Origin of the sequence: Stenotrophomonas sp. C3(2023) (genome assembly GCF_032911385.1) — a bacterium.
Taxonomy (GTDB): domain Bacteria; phylum Pseudomonadota; class Gammaproteobacteria; order Xanthomonadales; family Xanthomonadaceae; genus Stenotrophomonas.
Window position 1 is genome coordinate 508,470 of the sequence record NZ_JAWJLO010000001.1, and the last position, 21,684, is coordinate 530,153.

Consider the following 21,684-nt stretch of genomic DNA (forward strand, 5'->3'; position numbering starts at 1 on the left):
TATCAGTACTTGAAGCGCAGGTTGAGGTAGTACTGGCGCCCGTTGCTGTAGAACGAGGTCGGGATGGTCGCGCTCTGGTAATACTTGAAGGTCGGGTTGTTGAGGTTCAGACCGTCCAGGCTGATGCTCAGCCAGTCGGTGGCCTTGTAGCTCAGCGACGCCGACAACGTGCCGAAATCATCCTGGTAGTACGGGTTGGCGCCGGACAGGCTGATCAGGAACGCCGAGCGGTAGGTGTAGCTGACACGTGCACCGAAGCGGTCATTCTCGAAGAACGCACCCAGGTTGTAGGTGTTCTTCGAGGTGCCCTGCAGGTTGTGGCTGCCATCTTCCCAGGTGTGCGAGGAACGGCCGTTGGCGTAGGTGTAGTTGGCGGTGATGCCGAAGTTGTCGCCGATCGGCTGTTCGTAGGTGAACTCGGCGCCGGTGACCTTGCCGTCGGTGTTGATCGGCGCGGCCACTTCGTAGGCTTCCAGCTGGTTGGTCAGCTCGCTGTACAGCATGCGGGTCTGCACGTCGAAGGCGATGTAGTCCTTCAGGTCCATGCCGAACACACCGACCGACAGCAGGCCGCGCGGCATGAAGTACCACTCCAGGTTCATGTCCAGATTGGTGGACAGCACCGGCTTGAGGTTCGGGTTGCCACCGCCGCCGGTGCGGGTCAGGTCCGAGCCCCACGACGATGCGCCCAGCGCCGAGAAGTCCGGCAGGGTCTGGGTCTGCGAGGCGGCCACGCGAAGCACCAGCCTGTCGTCCAGATCGAATTTGAAGTTGGCACTGGGCAGCAGGCGGTCATGCTTGTTCTGGAAATACTGCGCCTTCCACATGCCGAACAGGCTGCTTACATCGGCATTGGCCGCATCGCTCACCGCCAGGTAGGTGTTGATGTCCTGCTTGACGTTGACGTAGCGCACGCCGATGTTGCCGCTCCACCAGTCGCCGACGAAGTTGGCCTGCAGGTAGGCGGCCCAGTTCTTCTCGGCCACCTTCCACTCGGCACCATAGTTGTGGCGACCGGTCGGGCCGTCATTGCCGGCCAGCCAGGTGGAGTTGTTGATGATGGCGTCCTTCAGCGCGCCCGGGGTGTAGTACCACAGGTTGCGCGGGAAGCTGCCGCCGATGCCGCTGGCAAAGCCGCTGGGGTAGTTGGCGGTGGCACCGCCCTGCAGGGCCGCCCAGATATCGCCCGGGGTCGCGCCTTCCGGCGACAGCGCCTCGCGGCGATGGTCGGCATAGCGGGCACCGAAATCAATCGAGGACACCACGCCGCTGTTGAAGTAATGGCTGAAATCAACCGTGGCGAACTTTTCCTCATCTTCGGCGGTGACTTCCTGGTTGCCCCAGGTGCCACCCCATGCGGCGGCCGCCGGGCTGAGGTCGCCGCCGACGTTCCAGTCCACCGGCGAGCCCTTGCCGTGGGTGGTCCAGCTGGCACCACCGCCGTTGGCCATGGTCAGCTCGGCGATGAACTGACGCGGCGTCGAGCCGGTGCCCTTGGTGCGGCCGGCCTGGAGTTTCATGCCCAGGTTGTCGTTGATCTGCCAGTCGGTGTCGAAGGTGATGTAGTTGGTCTTGGACGAGGCCTCGCGGTAGATCATGTCGTAGACCGCGTAGCTGGTGCCCGGTTGACCGGTGTAGTTGGCCTGGGTGAGCACGCCGTCCTTCACCACGTAGCCGGGGTCTGGTGCCTGGCTGCGCGCGAACGCGCTGCCCCACATCATGAAGTTGCGGTTGTAGTTGTTGGCATCCATCTTCGAGCTGAAGCCATTCAAGCCGAAGGTCAGGTCGTCACTCGGCTTGAACTGCACCGACAGCAGGCCGCCCTTGCGCTCGCGGGTCTGCTCGAACAGGGTCGAGCCGAGCAGGCCAGGTACCTTGACGCCGATCAGATCGGGGTTGGTCAGGGCGACCGGGTCGGACGCACCGATTTCAAAGAAGCCGCCCGGCACTTCCTGCGCTTCGCGGCGCAGTTCGCGCTTCTGGCTGAAAGCCTGCAGCATCACGCCAAAGGTATTGGCTTCGTTCTTGAAGTTGAACAGCGCCGACAGCTGCGGGTCGTAGGAGTCGGCCTGGTCGGAGTACACCGCGCCGATCGAGCCTTCGGCGGTGAACGGCTTGGCGAACTGCAGCGGCTTGCGGGTGATGACGTTGACCGTGCCGGTGGTGCCGCCGTCCTGCAGCTTGGCCTGCGAGGACTTGTTGACCTCCACCGAGCTGACCAGCTCGGAGGGCAGCAGCGTGTAGCTGACGCTGCGGCCGACGTTGTTGCCCTGGCTGAGCACGAACCAGTCCGCCGAGGCGACGGTGTGCCCGTTGATCAAGGTCTGGGTCAAGCTGGGGCTGGTGCCGCGCAGGCTGACGCGGTCGGATTCGTCGAAGCCGCCCTCGTCGGCGCTGGCCGAGCTGATGTTCACGCCCGGCAGGCGCTGCAGGGTGTCGGCCACGTTGCGCGCCGGCAGCTTGCCGACGTCTTCGGCGGTGACCACTTCCAGGCGGGCATTGGCCTCACGCTTGGTGTCCAGCGACTTTTCCATCGAGCCGCGGATGCCGGTGACGGTAATGGTGTCCAGGTCGGTGGCGGACTGCGCCTGCTGCGCATGTGCGCTGAAGGCCAGGCAGCTGACGATGGCGGCCGAAAGCAGGGACGTGCGGGTGTTCATGATGTCTCTCCTCATCATTGGTAGTCGCCTGTTCGGCGCGCGGTTACAGCGTTGATTGGGTGCATGCGTCAAAAACTGACGCTATGGGACGCGAGGTGATGCAGATTCCGATGGAGCACAATGCGGCGCGGTTTTTCTGTGGGGCGGGGCGATCAGTGGGCGTGGCGGCCCAGGTACCAGCTGGCGGCCCCGATCACCCCGAGCTGGCCGTGTTCGACCACCTTCACCGGGATGCGGGCCAGGGCCTCGGACATCGGCCCCTTGTTGAGGTAGCGCTCGACGAAGCTGCTGCTCTGCAGGAAGTCGCGGATCTGCGGCAGGATGCCGCCGGCCAGGTAGACGCCGCCGTGGGCGCCATAGGCCAGGGCCATGTCGCCGATCGTGCTGCCGAGCAGGCCGCAGAACACGTCCAATGCCTGCCGCGCGATCGCGTCGCTGCCGTCCAGCGCAGCAGCAGTGACCGCGCCCGGGGTGGTCAGGCAGGCGGGGCAGTCAGCGATCGCACACAGCGCGTTGTACAGGTTGATCAGGCCGGGGCCGGACAGGGCGTGTTCGATCGAGACGTGACGACGGTCGCGCTGCATATGACGCACGATGGCCATTTCCAGTTCGGTGCTGGCCGCCAGCGTCGGCTGTCCGCCTTCGGTGGCCAGCACCACCGCGCCCCGTGCGGTCGGAATCCACACCGCCGCGCCCAGCCCGGTGCCGGGGCCCACCACCAGTGTCGGCGCGCGCGGCGCGGTGGCCGGGCCACACAGCTGCAATACCCCCTGCGCATCGACCTGGTCGGCGGCATAGGCCACTGCTTCGAAGTCGTTGACGATGAACACCTCGCGCAGACCGAGCTCCCCCTCGATCTGTCGCGCCGACAGCGGCCACGGCACGTTGGCGGTGATCACCGTTCCGTCCGCGCGCGCATGCCCCGCCGTGGCGACCACGCAGTGGGCAGGACGCGGGCCGTCGCCGATGAAGTCGGCCAGGATGGCCGACAGCCCCGCGTGGTCGGCGTTGCGGTAGGTGCGGTAGGCCAGCAGCTGCACCGGGTGGGCGGGGTCGGCGCCGGCCTGCACGCGTGCCACGCGCACGTGGGTGCCGCCAACGTCGGCTGCCAGGAACGACGGCACGCGCGGGCTCACTTCACGGACAACAGGCTGACTGGCGGCGGTCACGCTGACTCCCTGCAACCGGCACGAGGGGCCGGCGATCGAGGCCGAGTCTGTTACTGCGTTGACAACGATGTCAACGAGTTTGTGAAGTTTTCGTTGCTGCGCTGCAACGCGTGGTTTCCGCCGTAAACGTTTTCATTGAAATATTGCATGGTTCACGACGCTCTTGGCGCACAGGGGATGCGCGACGTTGTGGTGCAGTCTGACCGACAGCTATCGGGCATGCGGCAGTGCAGCATTGAAAGCGCTGGCGTGATGGGCAGGTTGACAAGCACGCGTGGGCATCGAATAAATGTGACAACGTTGTTCCCAGCCATCTTCGACGTTTCCGCATGGAGCACGTCGCTGCAGGAGTCTTGCCTGATGTCCGCCGTCCCCGCTGCGCGTACCAGCAGTCCCGTGGTCTCCATCGCCATCGTCGGCGCCCTGTTTTTCCTGATCGGCTTTCTGACCTGGTTGAACGGGCCGTTGATCACCTTCGTCAAGCTGGCCTTCGAGCTGGACGAGGTCGGCGCCTTCCTGGTGCTGATGGTGTTCTACCTGTCCTACTTCTTCCTGGCGCTGCCCTCGTCGTGGATCCTGCGCCGCACCGGCATGAAGAAAGGCCTGGCGCTGAGCCTGCTGGTGATGGCGGCCGGCGCGGCCCTGTTCGGCGAGTTTTCCACCCAGCGCTGGTATGCCGGTGCGCTGTCGGGCCTGTTCGTGATCGGCTCGGGCCTGGCCCTGCTGCAGACGGCGATCAACCCCTACATCAGCATCCTGGGGCCGATTGAAACCGCCGCGCGCCGCATCGCGGTGATGGGCATCTGCAACAAGGTCGCCGGCATTCTCGCCCCGATCGTCATCGGCACCCTGGTGCTGCACGGCATCGGCGACCTGGCCGGAGCGGTGGAAGCGGCCGATGCGGCAACCCGCGAGGTGCTGCTCAACGAGTTTGCGAGCAAGATCCACGCGCCCTACCTGGCCATGGCCGCGCTGCTCGCCGTGCTCGCGGTGGCGGTGCTGTTTTCGCCGCTGCCAGAAATCCGTGCGTCGGAGGCCAATGCCACGCCGGCGACGGCAGGCCGCAGCGAACGTCGCAGCATCTTCCAGTTCCCGCACCTGTGGCTGGGCGTGCTGTGCCTGTTCTTCTACGTAGGCGTGGAGGTGATGGCCGGTGATGCGATTGGCACCTACGGCCATGGCTTCAACCTGCCGCTGGACCAGACCAAGATGTTCACCTCGTTGACGCTGGGCGCGATGCTGCTTGGTTACGTGGCCGGCCTGCTGCTGATTCCCCGCGTGGTTTCGCAGTCGCGCTACCTGAGCATCTCGGCCGTGCTGGGCGTACTGTTCTGCCTCGGCGCCTATTTCACACAGGGCTATGTCTCGGTCGGCTTCGTCGCGCTGCTGGGGTTTGCCAATGCGATGATGTGGCCGGCCATTTTCCCGCTGGCCATCCGCGGACTGGGCCGCTTCACCGAGACCGGCTCGGCGCTGCTGGTGATGGGCATCGCTGGCGGGGCGATCATTCCGCAGTTGTTTGCCGTGCTCAAGCAGCACATGGATTTCCAGCTGGTGTTCGGCCTGCTGATGATTCCCTGCTACCTCTACATCCTGTTCTATTCGCTGGTGGGCTATCGCATGGGCCTGCCCCGTGACGCTGGCTGATCGGCGATCATGGGCGGACGTGAACCACCGCAGGTAACCCCAATGCGCAGAGCGACCATCAAGGATGTGGCAGAGCAGGCGAAGGTCTCGCTGAAGACGGTATCGCGGGTCATCAACAACGAACCGTCGGTGATGCAGGCCACCCGTGCACGCGTGCTGCGGGCCATCGCCGAGCTGGACTACGAGCCCGATCCTTCCGCGCGCAATCTGCGCAGCGGCAGCAGCTTCGTGGTCGGTCTGGTGTATGACAATCCCAACCCGTACCACATCATCGGTGTGCAGAACGGCGTGCTGGCCGCGTGCCGCGAAACCGGCTTCGGGCTGCAGATCCATCCCTGTGATTCCAGTTCGCCGCTGCTGGCCGATGAGCTGGCCGACTGGGTGCAGCGCTCGCGGTTGGCGGGGTTGGTGCTCACCGCGCCGATGTCCGAGCGTGCCGACCTGGTGCAGGCGCTGGTTGCGCGCGGCATCAAGCTGGTGCGCATCATCGCCGCCACCGCCGACCCCGACGACGGCCCCTGTGTGTTCGTCGATGACCGCGAAGCCGCATACGAGGTCACCGAGCACCTGATCCAGCTGGGCCACCAGCGCATCGGGTTCCTGTGGGGGGGCAGCTCGCACCGTTCCTCGGGCGAGCGCCATGCCGGCTACGAGGCGGCGCTGAAGGATTACGGCATCACCGCCGACAAGCACCTGGTGGTTCAGGGTGACTACACCTTCGACGACGGCTTCCGCGGTGCGCGCCGTCTGCTGGCGCTGCGTGAGCCGCCAACGGCGATCTTCGGCTCCAACGATGAAATCGCCGCCGGTGTGCTGGCCGCGGCCAAATCAGCAGGCATGAACGTGCCCTACGACCTGTCCATTGCCGGTTTCGAGGACAGCCCGTTCTCGCGCCAGTCGTGGCCGCCGTTGACCACCGCCAAGCAGGCAACCGAGGACATCGCCCGCCATGCCGCGCGCCTGCTGATCGCGCAGCTGCGCAGCGATGCCTACGACGAAACCCCATCGCCGCTGCACAACCAGGGCTTCGTGCCGCAGCTGGTGGTGCGTGGCTCCACCGCGCCGATGCGGCCTGCCGCTGCCCGTGCACTTCCTGACACCCCCCCTGAGTAAACGCCATGCCGCTGCCTGCCCCGACCGAGACCCTGATGCACCGCGAGGCTGCCGAAGCGGCTGCCGTGGTCGCCCACCAGTTGCTGGCCAACCGGTCCGTGGTCGAGGCGCTGGCAGCCGAACTGCGGCAGACACCGCCGCCGTTCGTGGTGACCTGTGCGCGTGGCAGTTCGGACCATGCCGCCACCTACGCCAAGTACGTGCTGGAAACCCAGCTGGGGGTGGTGGTGGCCTCGGCCTCGCCCTCGGTCGGGTCGGTCTATGAAGTGCCCCTGCAATTGCGCGGTGCGCTGTTTCTGGTGATCTCGCAGTCCGGCAAGAGCCCGGACCTGCTGCGCAACGCCGAGGCGGCCAGGGCCGCTGGCGCGCGCGTGGTGGCGCTGGTCAATGTCGAGGACTCGCCGTTGGCGCAGCTGGCCGACACGGTCATTCCGCTGCGCGCCGGCGCCGAGCGCAGCGTGGCGGCGACCAAAAGCTACCTGGCCTCGTTGTCGGCGATCCTGCAGCTGGCCGCCAGCTGGAAGCAGGATGCTGTGCTGCTGGGCGCGCTGGAAACCCTGCCGCAGGCCATGGCGCAGGCCTGGGACTGCGACTGGAGCCCCATGGCTACGGGCCTGCAGCCGGCCAGCAACCTGTTCGTGCTCGGTCGTGGCATCGGACTGGGTGCGGCGCAGGAAGCAGCGTTGAAGTTCAAGGAGACCTGCGGCCTGCATGCCGAAGCCTACAGCTCGGCCGAGGTCAAACATGGGCCGATGGCGCTGGTGGGGCCGGGCTTTCCGGTGCTCGCCTTCGCCCAGCCGGATGGCACCGGCGCCGGTACTGCTGCCGTGGCGCAGGAGTTCGCCGGGCGCGGTGCACAGGTGTGGCTGGCTGGCGCCGGGGGCAGCCTGCCGCAGCCGCAGGCGCCGCACCCGCTATGTGCTCCGTTGCTGGTGGTGCAGAGCTTCTACAAAGCCATCAACGCACTGGCGCTGAGCCGCGGGCACAACCCGGATCTGCCGCCGCATCTGAACAAGGTCACGGAGACAGTCTGATGGCAACCGTGCTGCGCAATGCCCGCGTGCTCACCGGTGATGACTTCCGCGATGATCTGGCCGTGGTCATCGAGCACGGACGGATCACCGCCCTGCTGCCTGATGCCGCGCCGCAGCTGGGCCATGCCGCCGAACAGGTGGACCTCGGCGGTGGCTGGCTGCTGCCGGGCTTCATCGACGTGCAGGTCAACGGCGGCGGCGGTGCGCTGTTCAACGCCACGCCGGACGTAGAGACGCTGCGCATCATTGCCGATGCGCACCGCCGCTTTGGCACCACCGCGCTGCTGCCCACGCTGATCAGCGATGACGTGGCGGTGATGCGCGCGGCGATCAGCGCCACCGGACAGGCCATCGAGGAAGGCGTGCCCGGCGTGCTCGGCCTGCATCTGGAGGGGCCCTACATCGCGCCGGCACGCAAGGGAACGCACGACGCCAGCAAGTTCCGCGTGCCCGACGCCGAAGAAGTGGCGATGGTGACCTCGCTGCAGAACGGGGTGACCCTGGTCACGCTGGCGCCCGAACGCGTACCGCTGGAGACGATCCGCGCGCTGGTCGAGCGCGGCGTGATCGTGGCCGCCGGGCACACCGCCGGCAGCTACGAGCAGATCCGCGCTGGGCTGGACGCTGGCATCCGCGGTTTCACCCATCTCTACAACGCGATGAGCCCGCTGCAGGGGCGCGAGCCCGGCGCGGTCGGCGCGGCGCTTGAAGACCGCGACAGCTGGGTCGGCATCATTGTCGATGGCGTACACGTGCACCCGGCCAGCCTGCGCGTGGCGCTGGCGGCCAAGCCGCGCGGGCGCCTGCTGCTGGTGACCGACGCGATGCCGCCGGTCGGCGCTGCCGACCCGGAATTCACGCTGTACGGTGAGGTGATTACCGCGGTGGATGGCGTGGTGCGCAATGCGGCCGGCGCGCTGGCCGGCTCGGCGCTGGACATGGCCACCGCCGTGCGCAACACGGTGCAGCTGCTCGGCCAGCCGTTGGCCGAGGCGGCGCGGATGGCCTCGACCTACCCGGCGCAGTTCCTCAATGTGGATGATCGGCTGGGCCATATCGCCGAAGGCTTCCAGGCCGACCTGGTGCTGCTGGATGATGCATTGCAGGTGCAGGGCACCTGGATCGCCGGCCAGTACCAGCACGCATGAGTGCTGCCCCCGGCGCACGGCTGGCCTCGATCGATGCGCTGCGTGGCATGACCGTCGCGGCGATGCTGCTGGTCAACAATCCCGGTGACTGGGGCCATGTCTACGCGCCGCTGCAGCACGCGGTGTGGGACGGCTGCACGCCGACCGATCTGGTGTTTCCGTTCTTCCTGCTGCTGGTTGGCGTGTCGCTGGCCTTCAGCGTTGCGCCGCGAGCGCACGACACCGCGCTGCGGCCTGCGCTGGCGCGCGGCGTAGTGCAGCGTGCACTGCGCATCCTCGCAGCAGGCGCAGTGCTGCACCTGCTGATCTGGTGGGCACTGGACGTGGCGCATTTCCGGCTGTGGGGCGTACTGCAGCGCATTGCCGTCTGCGCGGCGGGGGTGGGGTTGCTGGCGGTGTACGGCTCGCGGCGCCTGCAGGGCGTCGTCCTGCTGGCGCTGCTGCTGGGCTATGCCGCGGTGCTGATGACCGCCGACAGCCTCGCGCCGCTGGTCAACCCGGCCAGCCGGCTGGACACCGCACTGTTTGCGCCGTGGCTCTACCAATGGGACCCGGTGACCGGACGGGGTCATGACCCGGAAGGCCTGCTGAGTACGCTGGGCGCGTTGGCCACCACACTGCTGGGCCTGCTCGCCGGCCAGCTGCTGCGTGCGGGTCGCCTGCGCGCGCTGGGCTCGGCGGCCGGGCTGGCCCTGCTGCTCGGCTGGGTCGGCGCGGACCTGCTGCCGTGGAACAAGCAGCTCTGGACACCGAGCTATGTACTGTGGACCGGCGGCTGGGCAATGCTGGCGCTGCTGCTGGCGCATCTGCTGATCGACCAGCGCGGCTGGCCCGCGCTGGGGCGCCGCTTCGGCGTCAATGCGATCACCGCGTATCTGGGCTCCGGCGTGATGACGGTCGGACTGATCGCCAGCGGCGCCTGGGCTGCTCTGCAGGCGTCGGCGCTTGCGCTGCTGGGTGACGCGGCGATGGCCTCGCTGGCCTGCGCGGTTGCGTTCGTGGCGGTGTGGTGGGCGATCATGTGGTGGCTGGATGCACGCCGCCTCTACCTGAAGATCTGAGCGGGGCAGGGCGCTGCGCTCGGCAGGTGACGACGGGCAGGTGACGACGGATAGGTGACGACTGGTAGGTGACGACTGTCAGTCGTCACGCTTCTGCTCCTGCCCTTGACAAGGGCTGCCTGCCAGCCGGCGGCATCTTGCAACTGGTGCATGTGCCGCCCGCGCGCAGGGGCGCCACGCATTTCCTCCATGCGGCGGCGCATGGTGTCTGCGACATCATGTTCACGCCGCCCCCGACAAGGTGTTGACGTTTCTGGACAGTCTTTTGACGTCCGCCCCGCCGATCCGTGATCCCCGTCTGGTAATGCCGTCTTCGCACAGGAGTCTCGCATGTTGCCTGCCGCATCCCGTCGTGCCCGCCTTTCCCTCGCCATCCTCGCTGCGCTGCCGTTGCAGGCACTGGCCGACTGCTCGCCTGTCGCCCCGGTGTCCGGTCAAACAGTGACCTGCACGCCCGACCCGCCCAATCCATCGACAACCCCGATCCGGCCGGTTGCAGGCGCTGCCGACGTTGTCGTGACGGTCCAGAGCGGCGCCGAGCTGCGTACCAGCGGCGCACATGCCATCGCCTTCGGCGCGGGCGGCAGTGGTGTCATCGACAACGCCGGTACCATCGCTGCTGGGGGAGGCGCCTGGGCGGCGCTGACGTCCGGATCGGTACTGACGGTCAGCAACGCGGCCACCGGCGTGCTGCAGTCGCTGCAGGACCGTGCGCTGCTGCTCACCGCGGGCAGCCAGCTGATCAACGCGGGCAGCATCCAGAGCGGCGCCGGGCCGGGTGTGCTGTTCAGCGGAACCGGTAACAGCCAGGTGATCGACACCGGCACCATCGTCGGTCCAGGCGGCGGCATCGTGTTCGGCGGCGGTAACGACCTGCTCGACATGCAGGCCGGCAGTGTCGGTGCGGTCAGCCAGGGGGCAGGCGCCGATATGCTGCTGCTCAGTGGCGGCACGCTGGCCAGCGTCGACCAGGGTGATGGTGATGACAGCATGGTGGTCACCGGCGGCACGGTCATCGGTACCGTGCAGCAGGGCAACGGCGTGGACCGCTTCGAAATGAGCGGCGGCACACTGGGCGCGCTGCTGCAGGGCGACAACTACGATTATTTCCGTATGACCGGGGGTCGGATCATCGGTGCCTTCGAGGATGGCGACTACGCCGAGATGACCGGCGGGCGCATCGGCCGGGTCAATCTCAAGCTGGACAACAATGTCTTCGACATGTCCGGCGGCACCATCGACGGCAACCTGGTGGCCGGCTTCGGCAACGACACGATCATCCTGTCCGAGGGTTACATCGGCGGCAACATCAGCGTCAGCGGCGGCGACGACAGCGTCACCATCACCGGTGGTACGGTGCGCGGCGAGGTGCGGTTGAGCTTCGGCCAGGACCGTTTTGAATGGAATGGCGGCGGTGTGGTCTACGGCTTGATCGATCTGGGCGAAGGCGATGACAGCGCGCGGCTGGCCAACCTCAACCAGTCGCATCTGGGCGCCTTGCCCGGGCTCGATGGCGGGCTGGGCGATGACGTGCTGCTGATGGACAACGTCAAGGCCACCGGCGTGGACCGCTTCACCGGCTGGGAGCAGATCGAGCTGCGCAACGACACGCAGCTGACCTTCGACGGCAGGCTGCTGCTCGGCGATGCAGGCTCCGGCACCGGCACGTTGCAGGTCGACGCCGGCAGTGCGCTGTTTGCCAGTGGCACCGTGGGTGGCATCGCCGCCTTCGGCAGCGGCGCGCTGGCCAACGTCATCAATGCGGGCCGTATCGACCTGAGCAGCAACGGCAGTGCCGGTGACCGCTTCACCATCGTCGGCAACTACACCGGCAACGGGGGCGGGCTGTATCTCAATACCGTACTGGGTGATGACAGCTCGGCCAGCGACCGGCTGCTGGTCGAAGGCGGGCGCATCGCGGGGCAGACCGGTATCGGCATCCTCAACGCGGGTGGCACCGGCGCGGCGACCACGCTGGATGGGATCATGGTGGTGCAGGCGCTGAACGGCGCCACCAGCACGGCCGATGCGTTCGCGCTGTTCAACCCGATCTCGGTCGGCGCCTACGAGTACTTCCTGTTCAAGGGCGGGGTGAGTGCGGGTACCGGCGAGAACTGGTACCTGCGCTCCACCCTGGTGGCCAGTGTGACCCCCGCGCCGGCACCGGTGCCAACGCCGACCCCGCCGGTGCCCGCGCCGGTGCCAGCGCCCCCGGAAGATCTGGGCGCCGAGCCGGTCGATCTGCCCCCGGCACCGCCACCGCCGCCGGATGTGCCCACCGACCCGGAAGCGCCCGATCCCGATCCCATCGCGGCCGAGCCTGCACCACCGGCACCGCCGCCGGAGCCGCCGCCGGTGCCGGCGCCGACGGTGGAGGTACCGCCGCCGGTGCCGGACACGCCGGCCGTGCTGCCCACGGCGGTTGCCACCCCGCCCACGCCAGGCGCGCGCGCGCCGCGCGGCGAGGTGGTGCCGATCTATCGGCTGGAAACGCCGGCCTATGCGGTGCTGCCGTCGCTGTTGCGCACGGTGTCGCAGGCCAGCCTGGGCACCTTCCAGGAACGGCAGGGCGAACAGCGGCTGTTGGCCGGGCAGGGCGGCCTTCGCGGCGCCTGGGCACGTCTGGTGGGCAGCAGCGAGCAGCAGCATTGGCAGGGCGATGCGTTGACCGGTTTCGACGGTGACCTGCAGGGGCTGCAGGCAGGTGTGGATCTGTACGCCAGCACCGACGGTGCGCTGCATCATCAGCTGGGCGTGTTCGCCGGGCGCACACGCGCCGTTGGCCGCATCACCGGCCTGGCGTTGGGCTGGGAGAACGTGCAGGTCGGCCAGACCCGCCTGGACGACAAGCATGTGGGCCTGGCCTGGACGCTCAACGGCGGCAACGGTGGCTACCTCGATGCAGTGGTGCTGCAGAGCCGCTATCGCGGCAAGGCATGGTCCACCCGCGGCCTCGGCATCGACCTGCGTGGTGATGGCACCACGGCCTCCGTGGAGGTGGGCAAGCCGTTGCTGCGGTTCGGCCAGTCGGCGTGGTGGCTGGAGCCGCAGCTGCAGGTGATCTGGCAGCAGCAGGATCTGGATGATGCCGCTGACGCGGTGGCGGCGATCCGTTTTGGCGGTGATGCCGCGTGGACGGGGCGCGCGGGGCTGCGGCTTGCCGCCGATTACGGGCTGGCCGACAACGGCTGGCAGCCGTACTTCAAGCTCAATTACTGGACCACGCTGTCGGGCGATGACCACATCGACTTCGATGACAACCGCATTCTCGCCGGGCAGCGCACCCGCGCCTGGGAAGTGGGTGCCGGTGTGGTGGGCCGCTTCAACCGCACCGTGAGTGCGTATGCGGTGGCCGACTACACCCGCGACCTGGAGAACCAGGATCGTCGTCGACGCAGTGTGCAGGGCACGGTGGGCCTGCGGTTGGATTGGTGAGGTTCAGGCCGGTGAGCAGCGGTCCGGCTGCTCACCGGTAGAATGGCAGCCACGCAACCGCCCAACCGGCCCAAGGAGACACCGTGCAGGACGAAGACCAGTTTGAAGCCCTCAATGACCTGGAAGTGCGCCTGCTGCAGGCACAGGACGGCACGCTGACCGCGCAGGCGTTCCTTGATGGTCTGCTGACCGAGAGTGTCATCGTGCTGCTGGACAAGCCGGTGGCGGAAGACTCGGAATGGGATGACGCAACCACCCCGCTGGTGCTGACCAACGAGGCAGAGCAGCCCATGTTTGCGGTGTTCACTGCGGTCGACCGCGCACGGCCGTGGGCAGAACAGCTGGAGCAGTTCGAAAATGCGCTGCAGGTCGAGTTCCAGTGGCTGGTCGGCGCAATGGCCGAAGGCGTCGGCATCGTGCTCAACCCGGGCTTCGATGTCGGCATGGAGATCGTGCCGGAGGCAATGGCGCAGCTGAAGGAACGTGCTGCTGCCTTCGTGCGCGCAGCGGGCACCCACTGAGTGGGATGACCCGCTGCTGAGCGGTTACGGCGGCGGTGCAGCCTGGCGGGCGGCGGCGATGGCGGCCACCCGCGCCCGCTGCAGCGCCTCGCCGATGGCCGGCCCCCGCAGGTAGGTCGTGTCGAGATCGCGGGCCTGCACGGCCACGGCGGCCTGGTGCAGGCGCAGCAGCGTGGCGCCCTGCGGATAGTCGCTGTCCTCAAAGCCCAGACGACCGCGTTTGTCGGCCTCGCAGCACAGGGCGATGCGCGCCATCCGCTCCGGGCGCCGCAGGCCGTCGCACCGTTGGATCAGCTCCAGCACGGTGGCATCGCGCAGTTCGTCGATGCGGTGCACGTTGAGATGCTCGCGGCATACGGCCTCGGCCAGCTGCTGGTGTTCGGCGGGAACTTTCAGACGCGCGCACAGCTCCCGCACCGGTTTGATGCCGCGCTGCTCATGCATGATGTGACGCGGCCATTGCTCGCGCGGCGTCAGACCCTTGCCCAGGTCATGGACAAGGGCGGCAAAGCCCACCAGGTCATCGCCGGGGGCCAGCTGCGCCGCCATGTCACTCACCATCTCCTGGTGCACACCCGTGTCCACCTCCGGGTGGTACTCGGCACGCTGCGGCACGCCATACAGTGCCTCCAGCTCGGGCAGGATGGGGCCAAGCGCATGGGCCTCGTGCAGTGTCCGCAGGAACGCAGATGGGCGTGGGCTGACAAGCGCCTTGCGCAGCTCCTGCCAGACCCGCTCGGGCACGAGCGCGTCAAGCTCGCCACTGGCCGCCACCTCGCGCATCAGCGCCATGGTCTCGTCGGCAACACGGAAGCCCAGCGGAGCAAAGCGCGCCATGAAGCGGGCCGCGCGCAGCACGCGCAACGGGTCTTCCACAAAGGCGGGGCCGACGTGACGCAGCACGCGGTCGGCGATGTCGCGCGCGCCGCCGTAAGGGTCCACCAGTGTGCCAGTGTCCTCATCGCAGGCGATCGCATTGATGGTGAAGTCGCGGCGCTGCAGGTCCTCTTCCAGCGTCACCGAGGGATCGGCATCGACCACGAAGCCGCGGTAGCCACGCCCACTCTTGCGCTCGGTGCGTGCCAGCGCATGTTCCTCGCGGGTCTGCGGGTGCAGGAACACCGGGAAATCGCGGCCCACGGCCTGGTAACCCAGCGCCAGCATCTGCGCGGGCGTGGCACCGACGACGACCCAGTCGCGGTCACCGGCGGGAAGCTTGAGCAGGCGGTCGCGCACCGCCCCGCCAACAAGATAGATCTTCATCCCGCCATGATCGCATGGAAGCAGCGTCGTTCCCGTAGCGCCGACGCCATGGTCGGCTCACGCGCGAAGCGCGGCGTTCAGTCGCCGCCCTGCGCCGCATCGGCCGGGCAGGCGAAGCGCTTGCGCGTATCTACCAGCCGGCCCATCAGGCGGTCGCTCAGTGGCAACGCATCACCGTTGAGGCGCCAGTCGTAGATGACGCTGAACGCCAGCACGCGGGCCACGTACTCGCGCGTTTCCTTGTAGCTGATGGTCTCGATCCACAGGTCCGGGTCGAAGCCGGGCCGCTGGCTCTGCCAGCGCGCAGTCGGGGTCGGGCCCGCGTTGTACGCGGCGATGGTGACGTACGGCAGCCCGTTGTACTTGTCCATCAGCTGGCGCAGGTAGGCCGTGCCGATGGTGATGTTGGTGTCCGGGTCATACAGACTCGCTGCACCACCATAGCCGCTCAATCCGATGGCCTTGGCCACGCTGGCGCCGGTAGCCGGCAGGACCTGCATCAGGCCCATTGCATTGGCGGGCGAACGCGCGTTCGGGTTGAAGATGCTCTCGGCACGGATCTCGGCGGCCACCCACGCCGGGTCAAGTGCATTGCGCGCGGCCTCGCGGCGGATGCTGGCATCGTGGTGCAGCGGGAAGCGCAGGTGGTAGAGCTGCTGCTCGCGCGGCACCTTGCCGAGCGAGAACACGGCACGGTCGAACCAGCCATTCTCCTGCGCGACCTCGACGGCAAGCCGGCGCTGGGTATCGTCAAAGCCGGCCAGCGCACTGTTCCATTCGGCCAGTGCCCAGCTGGTGCGATCGATGCGGTACAGCTCCATGGCCCGCACCAGTGCCGGGTTACGTGCCACTGCGCTGCGTGCCTGTGCGCTGTCATCGGGCTTCCATGGGCACAGCGCATAGGGCTGGCCGAGTTTGTCGGCGGCAAGGAAGCCATGGAAGGTCGGCGAGCGCGCTGCCTGCGCGAACACTGCCTTGGCGCGCGCGGCCTGGCCGGTTTTTTCCAGCATGCGGGCCTCGAAATAGCGCCAGCGCGAATCGCTGCGCTGGGTCTGGCCCATCCGGGTGATGGCCTGCAGGGTGGCAGGCCAGTCGCCACGCGCCATGGCCTCGCGCGCGCGCCACTCGTGCAGCCGCTCGTCATAGGCCGATGCGGGAACGGCATTGAGCCGGCGCGCCGAGTCGGGCAGGTAGGAGGCCACCGTCCACAGTGCGATCTGGTAGCGGACCTGGGCCTGCTGGTCGGCGTTCAGCCCGAGCGCCTGGGCGTACTGCGGCAGCTGCTGCTCGGTAGCATCGGGGTTGGCCTTGGCCAGCTTGGCCAGGCCGTCGGTGGCGATGCGTTGGCTGCGCGCCGTGCGGGGCCAGTTCAGCGCCTTGGCACTCGGGCTGTCGACAAAGGCTGCATAGTCATTGGCCAGTGCCAGCTCGGCAGCGGGCAGGCCGCGCGCCGCTGCGCGCATGACCGCCGGCTGGCCTTCATCGGCGGCCAGGTCGATGCGCTCCCAGCGCAGCGCATCGCTCAGCCCACCCTGCGCCTGCAGTGCGGCGAACACTGCATCGCAGGCGTCAGGCAGCGACTTGCCGCTGCTGCGCCACAACTGCTGCGCCTCGCCGGTCCACTGTGCGTCCTGTTTGCCGGTGGCCTGACGCGCGTTGAGCTGGGCACAGCGCAGGCCGACGTTGTCGGTGGGGACCCAGTTCGCGAGCAGCGTCGGCCAATCCTTGCGCCGTGCCAGCGCCGGCAGCCAGACGCTGCGGAAGGTACTCGCCACCGCCTGGCCCTCGTAGCGCTTGAGGAAATCCTGCGCCTGCGTCGGTGTGACGCTGTCTATGTTGCGCCGCAGGTCTGCGTACTCCAGCCAGGCATATGCCGGCGAACGCGTCAGCGCGGCCGCGCGCGCCGGGTCGAGCGGGCCGCGCTCGGCGTCGGCAAGGGCCGCCTTGAGCTGCGCGCGCTGCGCGTCGGTGGACTGGGCGGAGGATGTGCCGGTGACCGCGCAGGCGGTCAGGGCCAAGGCAAGCAACGAGCAGACGGGGCGTGGGAGCAGGTTCATGCGGCGCAGGATATCCGGCGTGGGATGAATGCAGTTTCGCATGGTCAGGGTCGACCCCGGGCAGCGGCTGTGCAGCCGTCAGCAGCAGGGCTCAGGCCGCGCGAGGCCGTGGCCCGCGACGCGCTCGAAGCGCCCGGCCGCCTCATCGCCGGGCTGCAGCGAGGTCCCCGCATGCGGCCCGAACAGCGCGCGCATCTGCGACCGCAGCGCGCGTACGCGGTCGTCGTCGGCGACCCAGCGGTTGAAGCCTGTGACATCGGCGCCGTGCAGGCTGTCCAACGGCGGCAGGCCGGGCGGTTCGCCCACGTCGCTGCGGGCCCGCCAGGTGGCGAGGCTGGACTGGAAGCCGAACGAGGCCGTCCAGGCCAGCGCGAGGCGTGCGCCGAACGGGTGGCGTGCTGCCTTGAAGATGGCCATGCGCTGGTTGCAGGCGGCCAGCGGCGCGCGCTGGGGCAGCCAGCGTCTTGCCGCGGGCACCGCACCGCCCGGGTCGACCGCCTGCCCGGTGAGGCTGCCGATGAAGCGCGTGCTGTGTTCAAGCAGTGCCGCCGGCACCGAGGTGCCATGCACGAAGTACGGGTCCATGGCCGCCAGACGGCGAAGGTAGTCGATGCCGTAGGCACGCTGCAGACGATCAAGCAGATACAGCACCACGTCATCGTCATGGGGCCAGGTCAGCACCAGCCGCCCATGCAGCGAGGGAATGAGAAATCCCGCGTAGCTCTGCGGCTGCTCGGCAGCGGGCACGTCGCTGCGGAACAAGGGCACCAGCACACTGTCCCACGCGGTGATCCAGGCGCCTTCGGGGTCGGCATAACCCGGTTTCTGTCGTTGCGCCCCCAAGGGCCGGTACTCGAGAAGCGCGCCCTGTGCTTTCCATCGTTCGAACCCGGCCGCGCTCTGCAGCAGAATCAGGTCCGGCCCGCGGCCGTTGCCGGCCAGGAAGTGCTCGATGTGCGCGCAATGACCATGCGCCCGGTCCACATGCACCTGCAGCCGGAGCCCAGGAAAGCGCTGCTGGAACGCCCGGCAATACCAGTCCATTGCCGCGGTGGTGTCGCCAGCGGCCCACAGCACGATCGCGCCACCTTCGGCGAGCGCATGGTCATACAGCCGCCCGAGTTCTTCCTCTTCTGCATGCTGGCAAGGGCGCGCGCGCATGCGGGTGGCCGCGTGCACAAGGGCCAGCGTCAGCATCGAGGTGAGATGGAACAGGGACAGCTTCATCTGCTCTCCGCAGAACCGTGGCAGGGCGCATCGACGGCGCAGTGTGGCGGGAGCTGTCGGCGTGTTCCGTGACGCGATGCGTGCATCGGCGTTTTTCAATCGGAACTTGGCGCAGGCGCGTAGTCAGCAAGGTCGGGTTAGCGTGAAAGAGAGCGCTGCGTCACGTCGCCCTCTTTACAACTTGTTTACAAAGGAGACGCTGGCGCAGGGGGGCGTAGCAATAACGGCATTCCTTTGGAGAGAGAGCGAATGAACCACCCGATGCACCGCCCGCTCGCGGCGGCGGTCACCCTCTGTGTGGCCATGCTGGCCCTTGATGCCCAGGCGCAACAGCCGGCGGCCACGGACCTGGACCGTGTGGAAGTCACCGGCACCCGCATCAAGCGGGCCGAAATGGAAGGGCAGGTGCCCGTGCACACGCTCACCCGGAGCGAGATCGAGCGTACTGGCCTTACCTCGATCGGCGAGGTGCTGCAGCAGCTCACCGGATCGGGATCGGCGCTGAACGCGAAGTTCAACTCCTCGGGCAACTTCGGTTTTCCGCCCGACGGCAGTGGCGTCGGTGCCGGCTCGGCGCAGATCGACCTGCGTCATCTCGGCGCCAAGCGCGTGCTGGTGCTGGTGGATGGCATCCGTTGGGTCAACGAGTCATCGGCCTCGGGCGTGGGCTCGGCCACCGACCTCAACACCATTCCGCTGGCCATCGTCGAGCGCATTGAAGTGCTGGAGGACGGTGCATCCTCGCTGTACGGCTCCGACGCGATTGCCGGGGTGGTCAACATCATCACCCGCCGCAGCTTCGATGGCGGCCAGGTCACGCTCAACTACGGCCAGTACGGTAAAGGCGACGGTACCCAGCGCGGTGTGGACCTGGCCTGGGGTACCCAGGGTGACCGCTACAGCCTCTTCCTCGGTGCCAGCTGGACAAAGCAGGACGAGGTGCTGGCGCGCACGCGCGCGCAGTCGGCCTTCCCGGTACCAGGCACGGGTCTGGCGCTGGGCAGCTCGGCCACACCTGACGGACGTTTCGTGTTCACCGACCCCAACACCGGCATCACCCACGACCTGACCCCGAACAGCGGCGTAGGCAGCCCTGCATTCAACGGGGGTGCAGGGTGCGAGCGCAGCGACGATTACCATTGTTTCGGCACCGCGGACCGCTTCAACTTCGCGCAGTACAACATGCTGCTCGCCCCCTCCGAGCGCAAAGGGCTGTTCGGTCAGTTCCGTTTCGACCTCACCGACAGCGTGCAGTGGTACGTCAAGGCGCTGGGCAACCGCCGCGAGTCGACCAACCAGGCCGCGCCGGAGCCGCTGTTCTTCGGGCCGGACGGCGCCACCGGAAATCCGTTGGCTGACAACATCGTGATCTCCGCGCTCAACCCGTACAACCCGTTCGGGTTTGACCTGGATTCGTCGGACAACCTGATGATGATCGGCCGCCGCCCCGTGGAAGGCGGCGCGCGCGTGTTCCAGCAGAAGGTCGACACGAGTTATGTGGCGACCGGGCTGACCGGCGACTTCCGCGCCGCCGACCGCAGCTGGTACTGGGACGTCAATGGCATGTACAGCAGGAACAAGGCCGAGCAGACCAATCATGGCAGCTACAACATCTACAACGTCAACCTGGCGCTGGGAGATCCGGCGCTGTGTGCAGCCACGCCCGGCTGCGTGCCACTGGACATCTTCGGTGGTGCCGGCAGCATCACGCCGGACATGCTGCGCTGGATCCAGCCGGTGGTGCGTGATCGCAGCCAGAACGAGCTGAGTGTGTTCAGCGCCAATCTGTCCAGCGAGCTGTTCACCCTGCCGGCCGGGCCGTTGGCGTTTGCAACCGGCTACGAGTATCGGCGGTACGAAGGCTCATATCAGCCTGACCCGCTGACCGTGATCGGGCACTACAACGGCGTACCGTCGCAGCCAACCTCGGGCTCCTACGATGTCAACGAAGCCTACCTGGAGCTGAGCGTTCCCCTCTTTGCCGACTCGGCCCTGGGCGACAAGCTCGACCTCAGCCTGGCTGGACGCTATTCGGATTACTCGACCTTCGGCGGCGAGTTCACGCCCAAGTACGGCCTGCGCTGGCAGGTGACCAACGACTTCGTGCTGCGTACGACCTATGCCGAGGGCTTCCGTGCCCCCTCCATCGGCGAACTGTACGGTTCGGCGGCACGTGCCGACCTGCAGCTGTTCGATCCGTGCTCGGTGGGGCTGGGTGGCACACCGCCGCGCGGCAGTGCAGCCAACTGTGCGGCGCTTGGCGTGCCCGGTGGTTTCCAGCAGGCCAATTCGCAGATCTCGGTCACCACCGGCGGCAACCGCGAACTACAACCGGAGACCTCGCGCAGCTTCAGCGCCGGTTTCGTGTGGAGCCCATGGTTCGGCAGCAATGCGTCCTGGTCGGAGCGCTTTGACGTGGAGGTGACCTTCTACCGTCACCACATCGACGGCGCCATCCAGGCCATCAACGCGCAGACCCAGCTCGACCTGTGCGTGGACACGCTGGACCCGTTGTACTGCGATGGCATCACCCGGGCCACCACGGGTGCGGTCAGCAGTTTCAACAACCGGCTGACCAACCTGGGCTCGATCAAGACCGACGGGTGGGACGTGGACCTGTTCTGGACCCTGCCACAAAGTGCGGCGGGACAGTTCAAGCTGGGCTGGCAGAACACTTTCGTCGGCCGCTATGAGGCACTGGGCGCGGCCGGCCAGCGCCAGCCGCAGAAGCCAGGCGTGGAGGTGGCTGACGGTGCGATTCCCGAATGGAGCAGCAATGCCAGCCTGTCGTGGACGCTGGACAACTGGAATGCGTCCTGGACCGTGCGGCACATCTCCGAACTGACCGAAGACTGTGGCGATGCGGTGGCCTTTGCGGTGTGCTCCAACCCCACCGAGGGTACCAACCGGCTTGGCGCCATCACCTACCACGACCTGCAGGTGGGCTATAAGCTGGACTGGATGAAGGGGCTGCAGCTCAGTGCGGGTTTGAACAACGCGTTCGACAAGGACCCGCCGATCTGTCTGTCGTGCTCATTGAACGGCTATGACGCGTCGACCTACGACATTCCGCGTGGACGGTTCTGGTACCTGCGCGCGGATCTGCGGTTCTAGGCATATCGCCGTTGGCCCGGGCGCAGAACGTCCGGGCCAACGCTGTGTCGGCAAGGCAGGCTTCCTGCCTGCGCTGCAGCTGCCGCGGCCAGGTGGGGCGCGACATTCACGGGGTGGTGTTGGCAGCTGCTCACGCTTTCAGGTCCCCGTGATGTCCCCGTCAGGTGACGGGGGGTTTCGGCAATTGCGGAGCAGCGGCGTGCGCGTGAGAGTGGGTCGCACTACCGCAACCGGG

The 21,684-nt window shown here is 67.5% G+C and carries 13 protein-coding genes; 8 read left to right on the top strand and 5 right to left on the bottom strand.

The genetic code is table 11. The features are described 5' to 3' along the window. Window positions 1-2: 2 nt before the first annotated feature. Together RZA67_RS02100 and RZA67_RS02105 are read right to left on the bottom strand one after the other, a co-directional pair. Window positions 3-2,660, bottom strand: a complete 2,658-nt coding sequence (locus RZA67_RS02100) for a TonB-dependent receptor (protein ID WP_317210869.1) — start codon at window positions 2,658-2,660, stop codon at window positions 3-5. Window positions 2,661-2,812: 152 nt separating this feature from the next. Continuing rightward, window positions 2,813-3,829, bottom strand: a complete 1,017-nt coding sequence (locus tag RZA67_RS02105; protein ID WP_317210870.1) for a glucokinase family protein — start codon at window positions 3,827-3,829, stop codon at window positions 2,813-2,815. Window positions 3,830-4,189: 360 nt separating this feature from the next. On the opposite strand from RZA67_RS02105, the gene RZA67_RS02110 reads away from it, so the two are divergent. From RZA67_RS02110 to RZA67_RS02140, 7 genes are all read left to right on the top strand, one after another. Then, window positions 4,190-5,476: a sugar MFS transporter gene (locus RZA67_RS02110; protein ID WP_317210871.1), complete on the top strand. Its 1,287-nt coding sequence runs from the start codon at window positions 4,190-4,192 to the stop codon at window positions 5,474-5,476. Window positions 5,477-5,518: 42 nt separating this feature from the next. Beyond that, entirely contained in the window at window positions 5,519-6,589 is a 1,071-nt protein-coding gene (locus tag RZA67_RS02115; RefSeq protein ID WP_317210872.1) for a LacI family DNA-binding transcriptional regulator, read from the top strand. A gap of 5 nt (window positions 6,590-6,594) precedes the next feature. After that, the gene (locus tag RZA67_RS02120) at window positions 6,595-7,623 is read left to right on the top strand and encodes an SIS domain-containing protein (RefSeq protein ID WP_317210873.1); all 1,029 of its coding nucleotides are present in this window, start codon (window positions 6,595-6,597) and stop codon (window positions 7,621-7,623) included. Continuing rightward, entirely contained in the window at window positions 7,623-8,771 is a 1,149-nt protein-coding gene (nagA, locus tag RZA67_RS02125; protein ID WP_317210874.1) for an N-acetylglucosamine-6-phosphate deacetylase, read from the top strand. The genes RZA67_RS02120 and nagA overlap by 1 nt, the downstream gene beginning before the upstream one ends. Next, entirely contained in the window at window positions 8,768-9,832 is a 1,065-nt protein-coding gene (locus tag RZA67_RS02130; protein WP_317210876.1) for a heparan-alpha-glucosaminide N-acetyltransferase domain-containing protein, read from the top strand. The genes nagA and RZA67_RS02130 overlap by 4 nt, the downstream gene beginning before the upstream one ends. Before the next feature lie 330 nt (window positions 9,833-10,162). Beyond that, window positions 10,163-13,267, top strand: a complete 3,105-nt coding sequence (locus RZA67_RS02135) for an autotransporter domain-containing protein (protein WP_317210877.1) — start codon at window positions 10,163-10,165, stop codon at window positions 13,265-13,267. Window positions 13,268-13,350: 83 nt separating this feature from the next. After that, entirely contained in the window at window positions 13,351-13,788 is a 438-nt protein-coding gene (locus tag RZA67_RS02140; RefSeq protein ID WP_317210878.1) for an SseB family protein, read from the top strand. 24 nt (window positions 13,789-13,812) lie between these two features. On the opposite strand, the gene RZA67_RS02145 is transcribed toward RZA67_RS02140, so the two are convergent. The 3 genes from RZA67_RS02145 to RZA67_RS02155 form a co-directional block, all read right to left on the bottom strand. Further along, window positions 13,813-15,051, bottom strand: a complete 1,239-nt coding sequence (locus tag RZA67_RS02145) for a multifunctional CCA addition/repair protein (protein ID WP_317210879.1) — start codon at window positions 15,049-15,051, stop codon at window positions 13,813-13,815. Window positions 15,052-15,128: 77 nt separating this feature from the next. Then, entirely contained in the window at window positions 15,129-17,108 is a 1,980-nt protein-coding gene (locus RZA67_RS02150; RefSeq protein ID WP_317210880.1) for a transglycosylase SLT domain-containing protein, read from the bottom strand. Window positions 17,109-17,186: 78 nt separating this feature from the next. Continuing rightward, a complete protein-coding gene (locus RZA67_RS02155; protein WP_317210881.1) occupies window positions 17,187-18,335 on the bottom strand; it encodes a hypothetical protein in 1,149 nt (382 codons plus the stop codon). Window positions 18,336-18,584: 249 nt separating this feature from the next. Here RZA67_RS02155 and RZA67_RS02160 point away from each other — a divergent pair, with 249 nt between their 5' ends. Beyond that, window positions 18,585-21,449 (top strand): TonB-dependent receptor, encoded by a 2,865-nt coding sequence (locus RZA67_RS02160; RefSeq protein WP_317210882.1) that lies wholly within the window; start codon window positions 18,585-18,587, stop codon window positions 21,447-21,449. The last annotated feature ends 235 nt before the right edge of the window (window positions 21,450-21,684 follow it).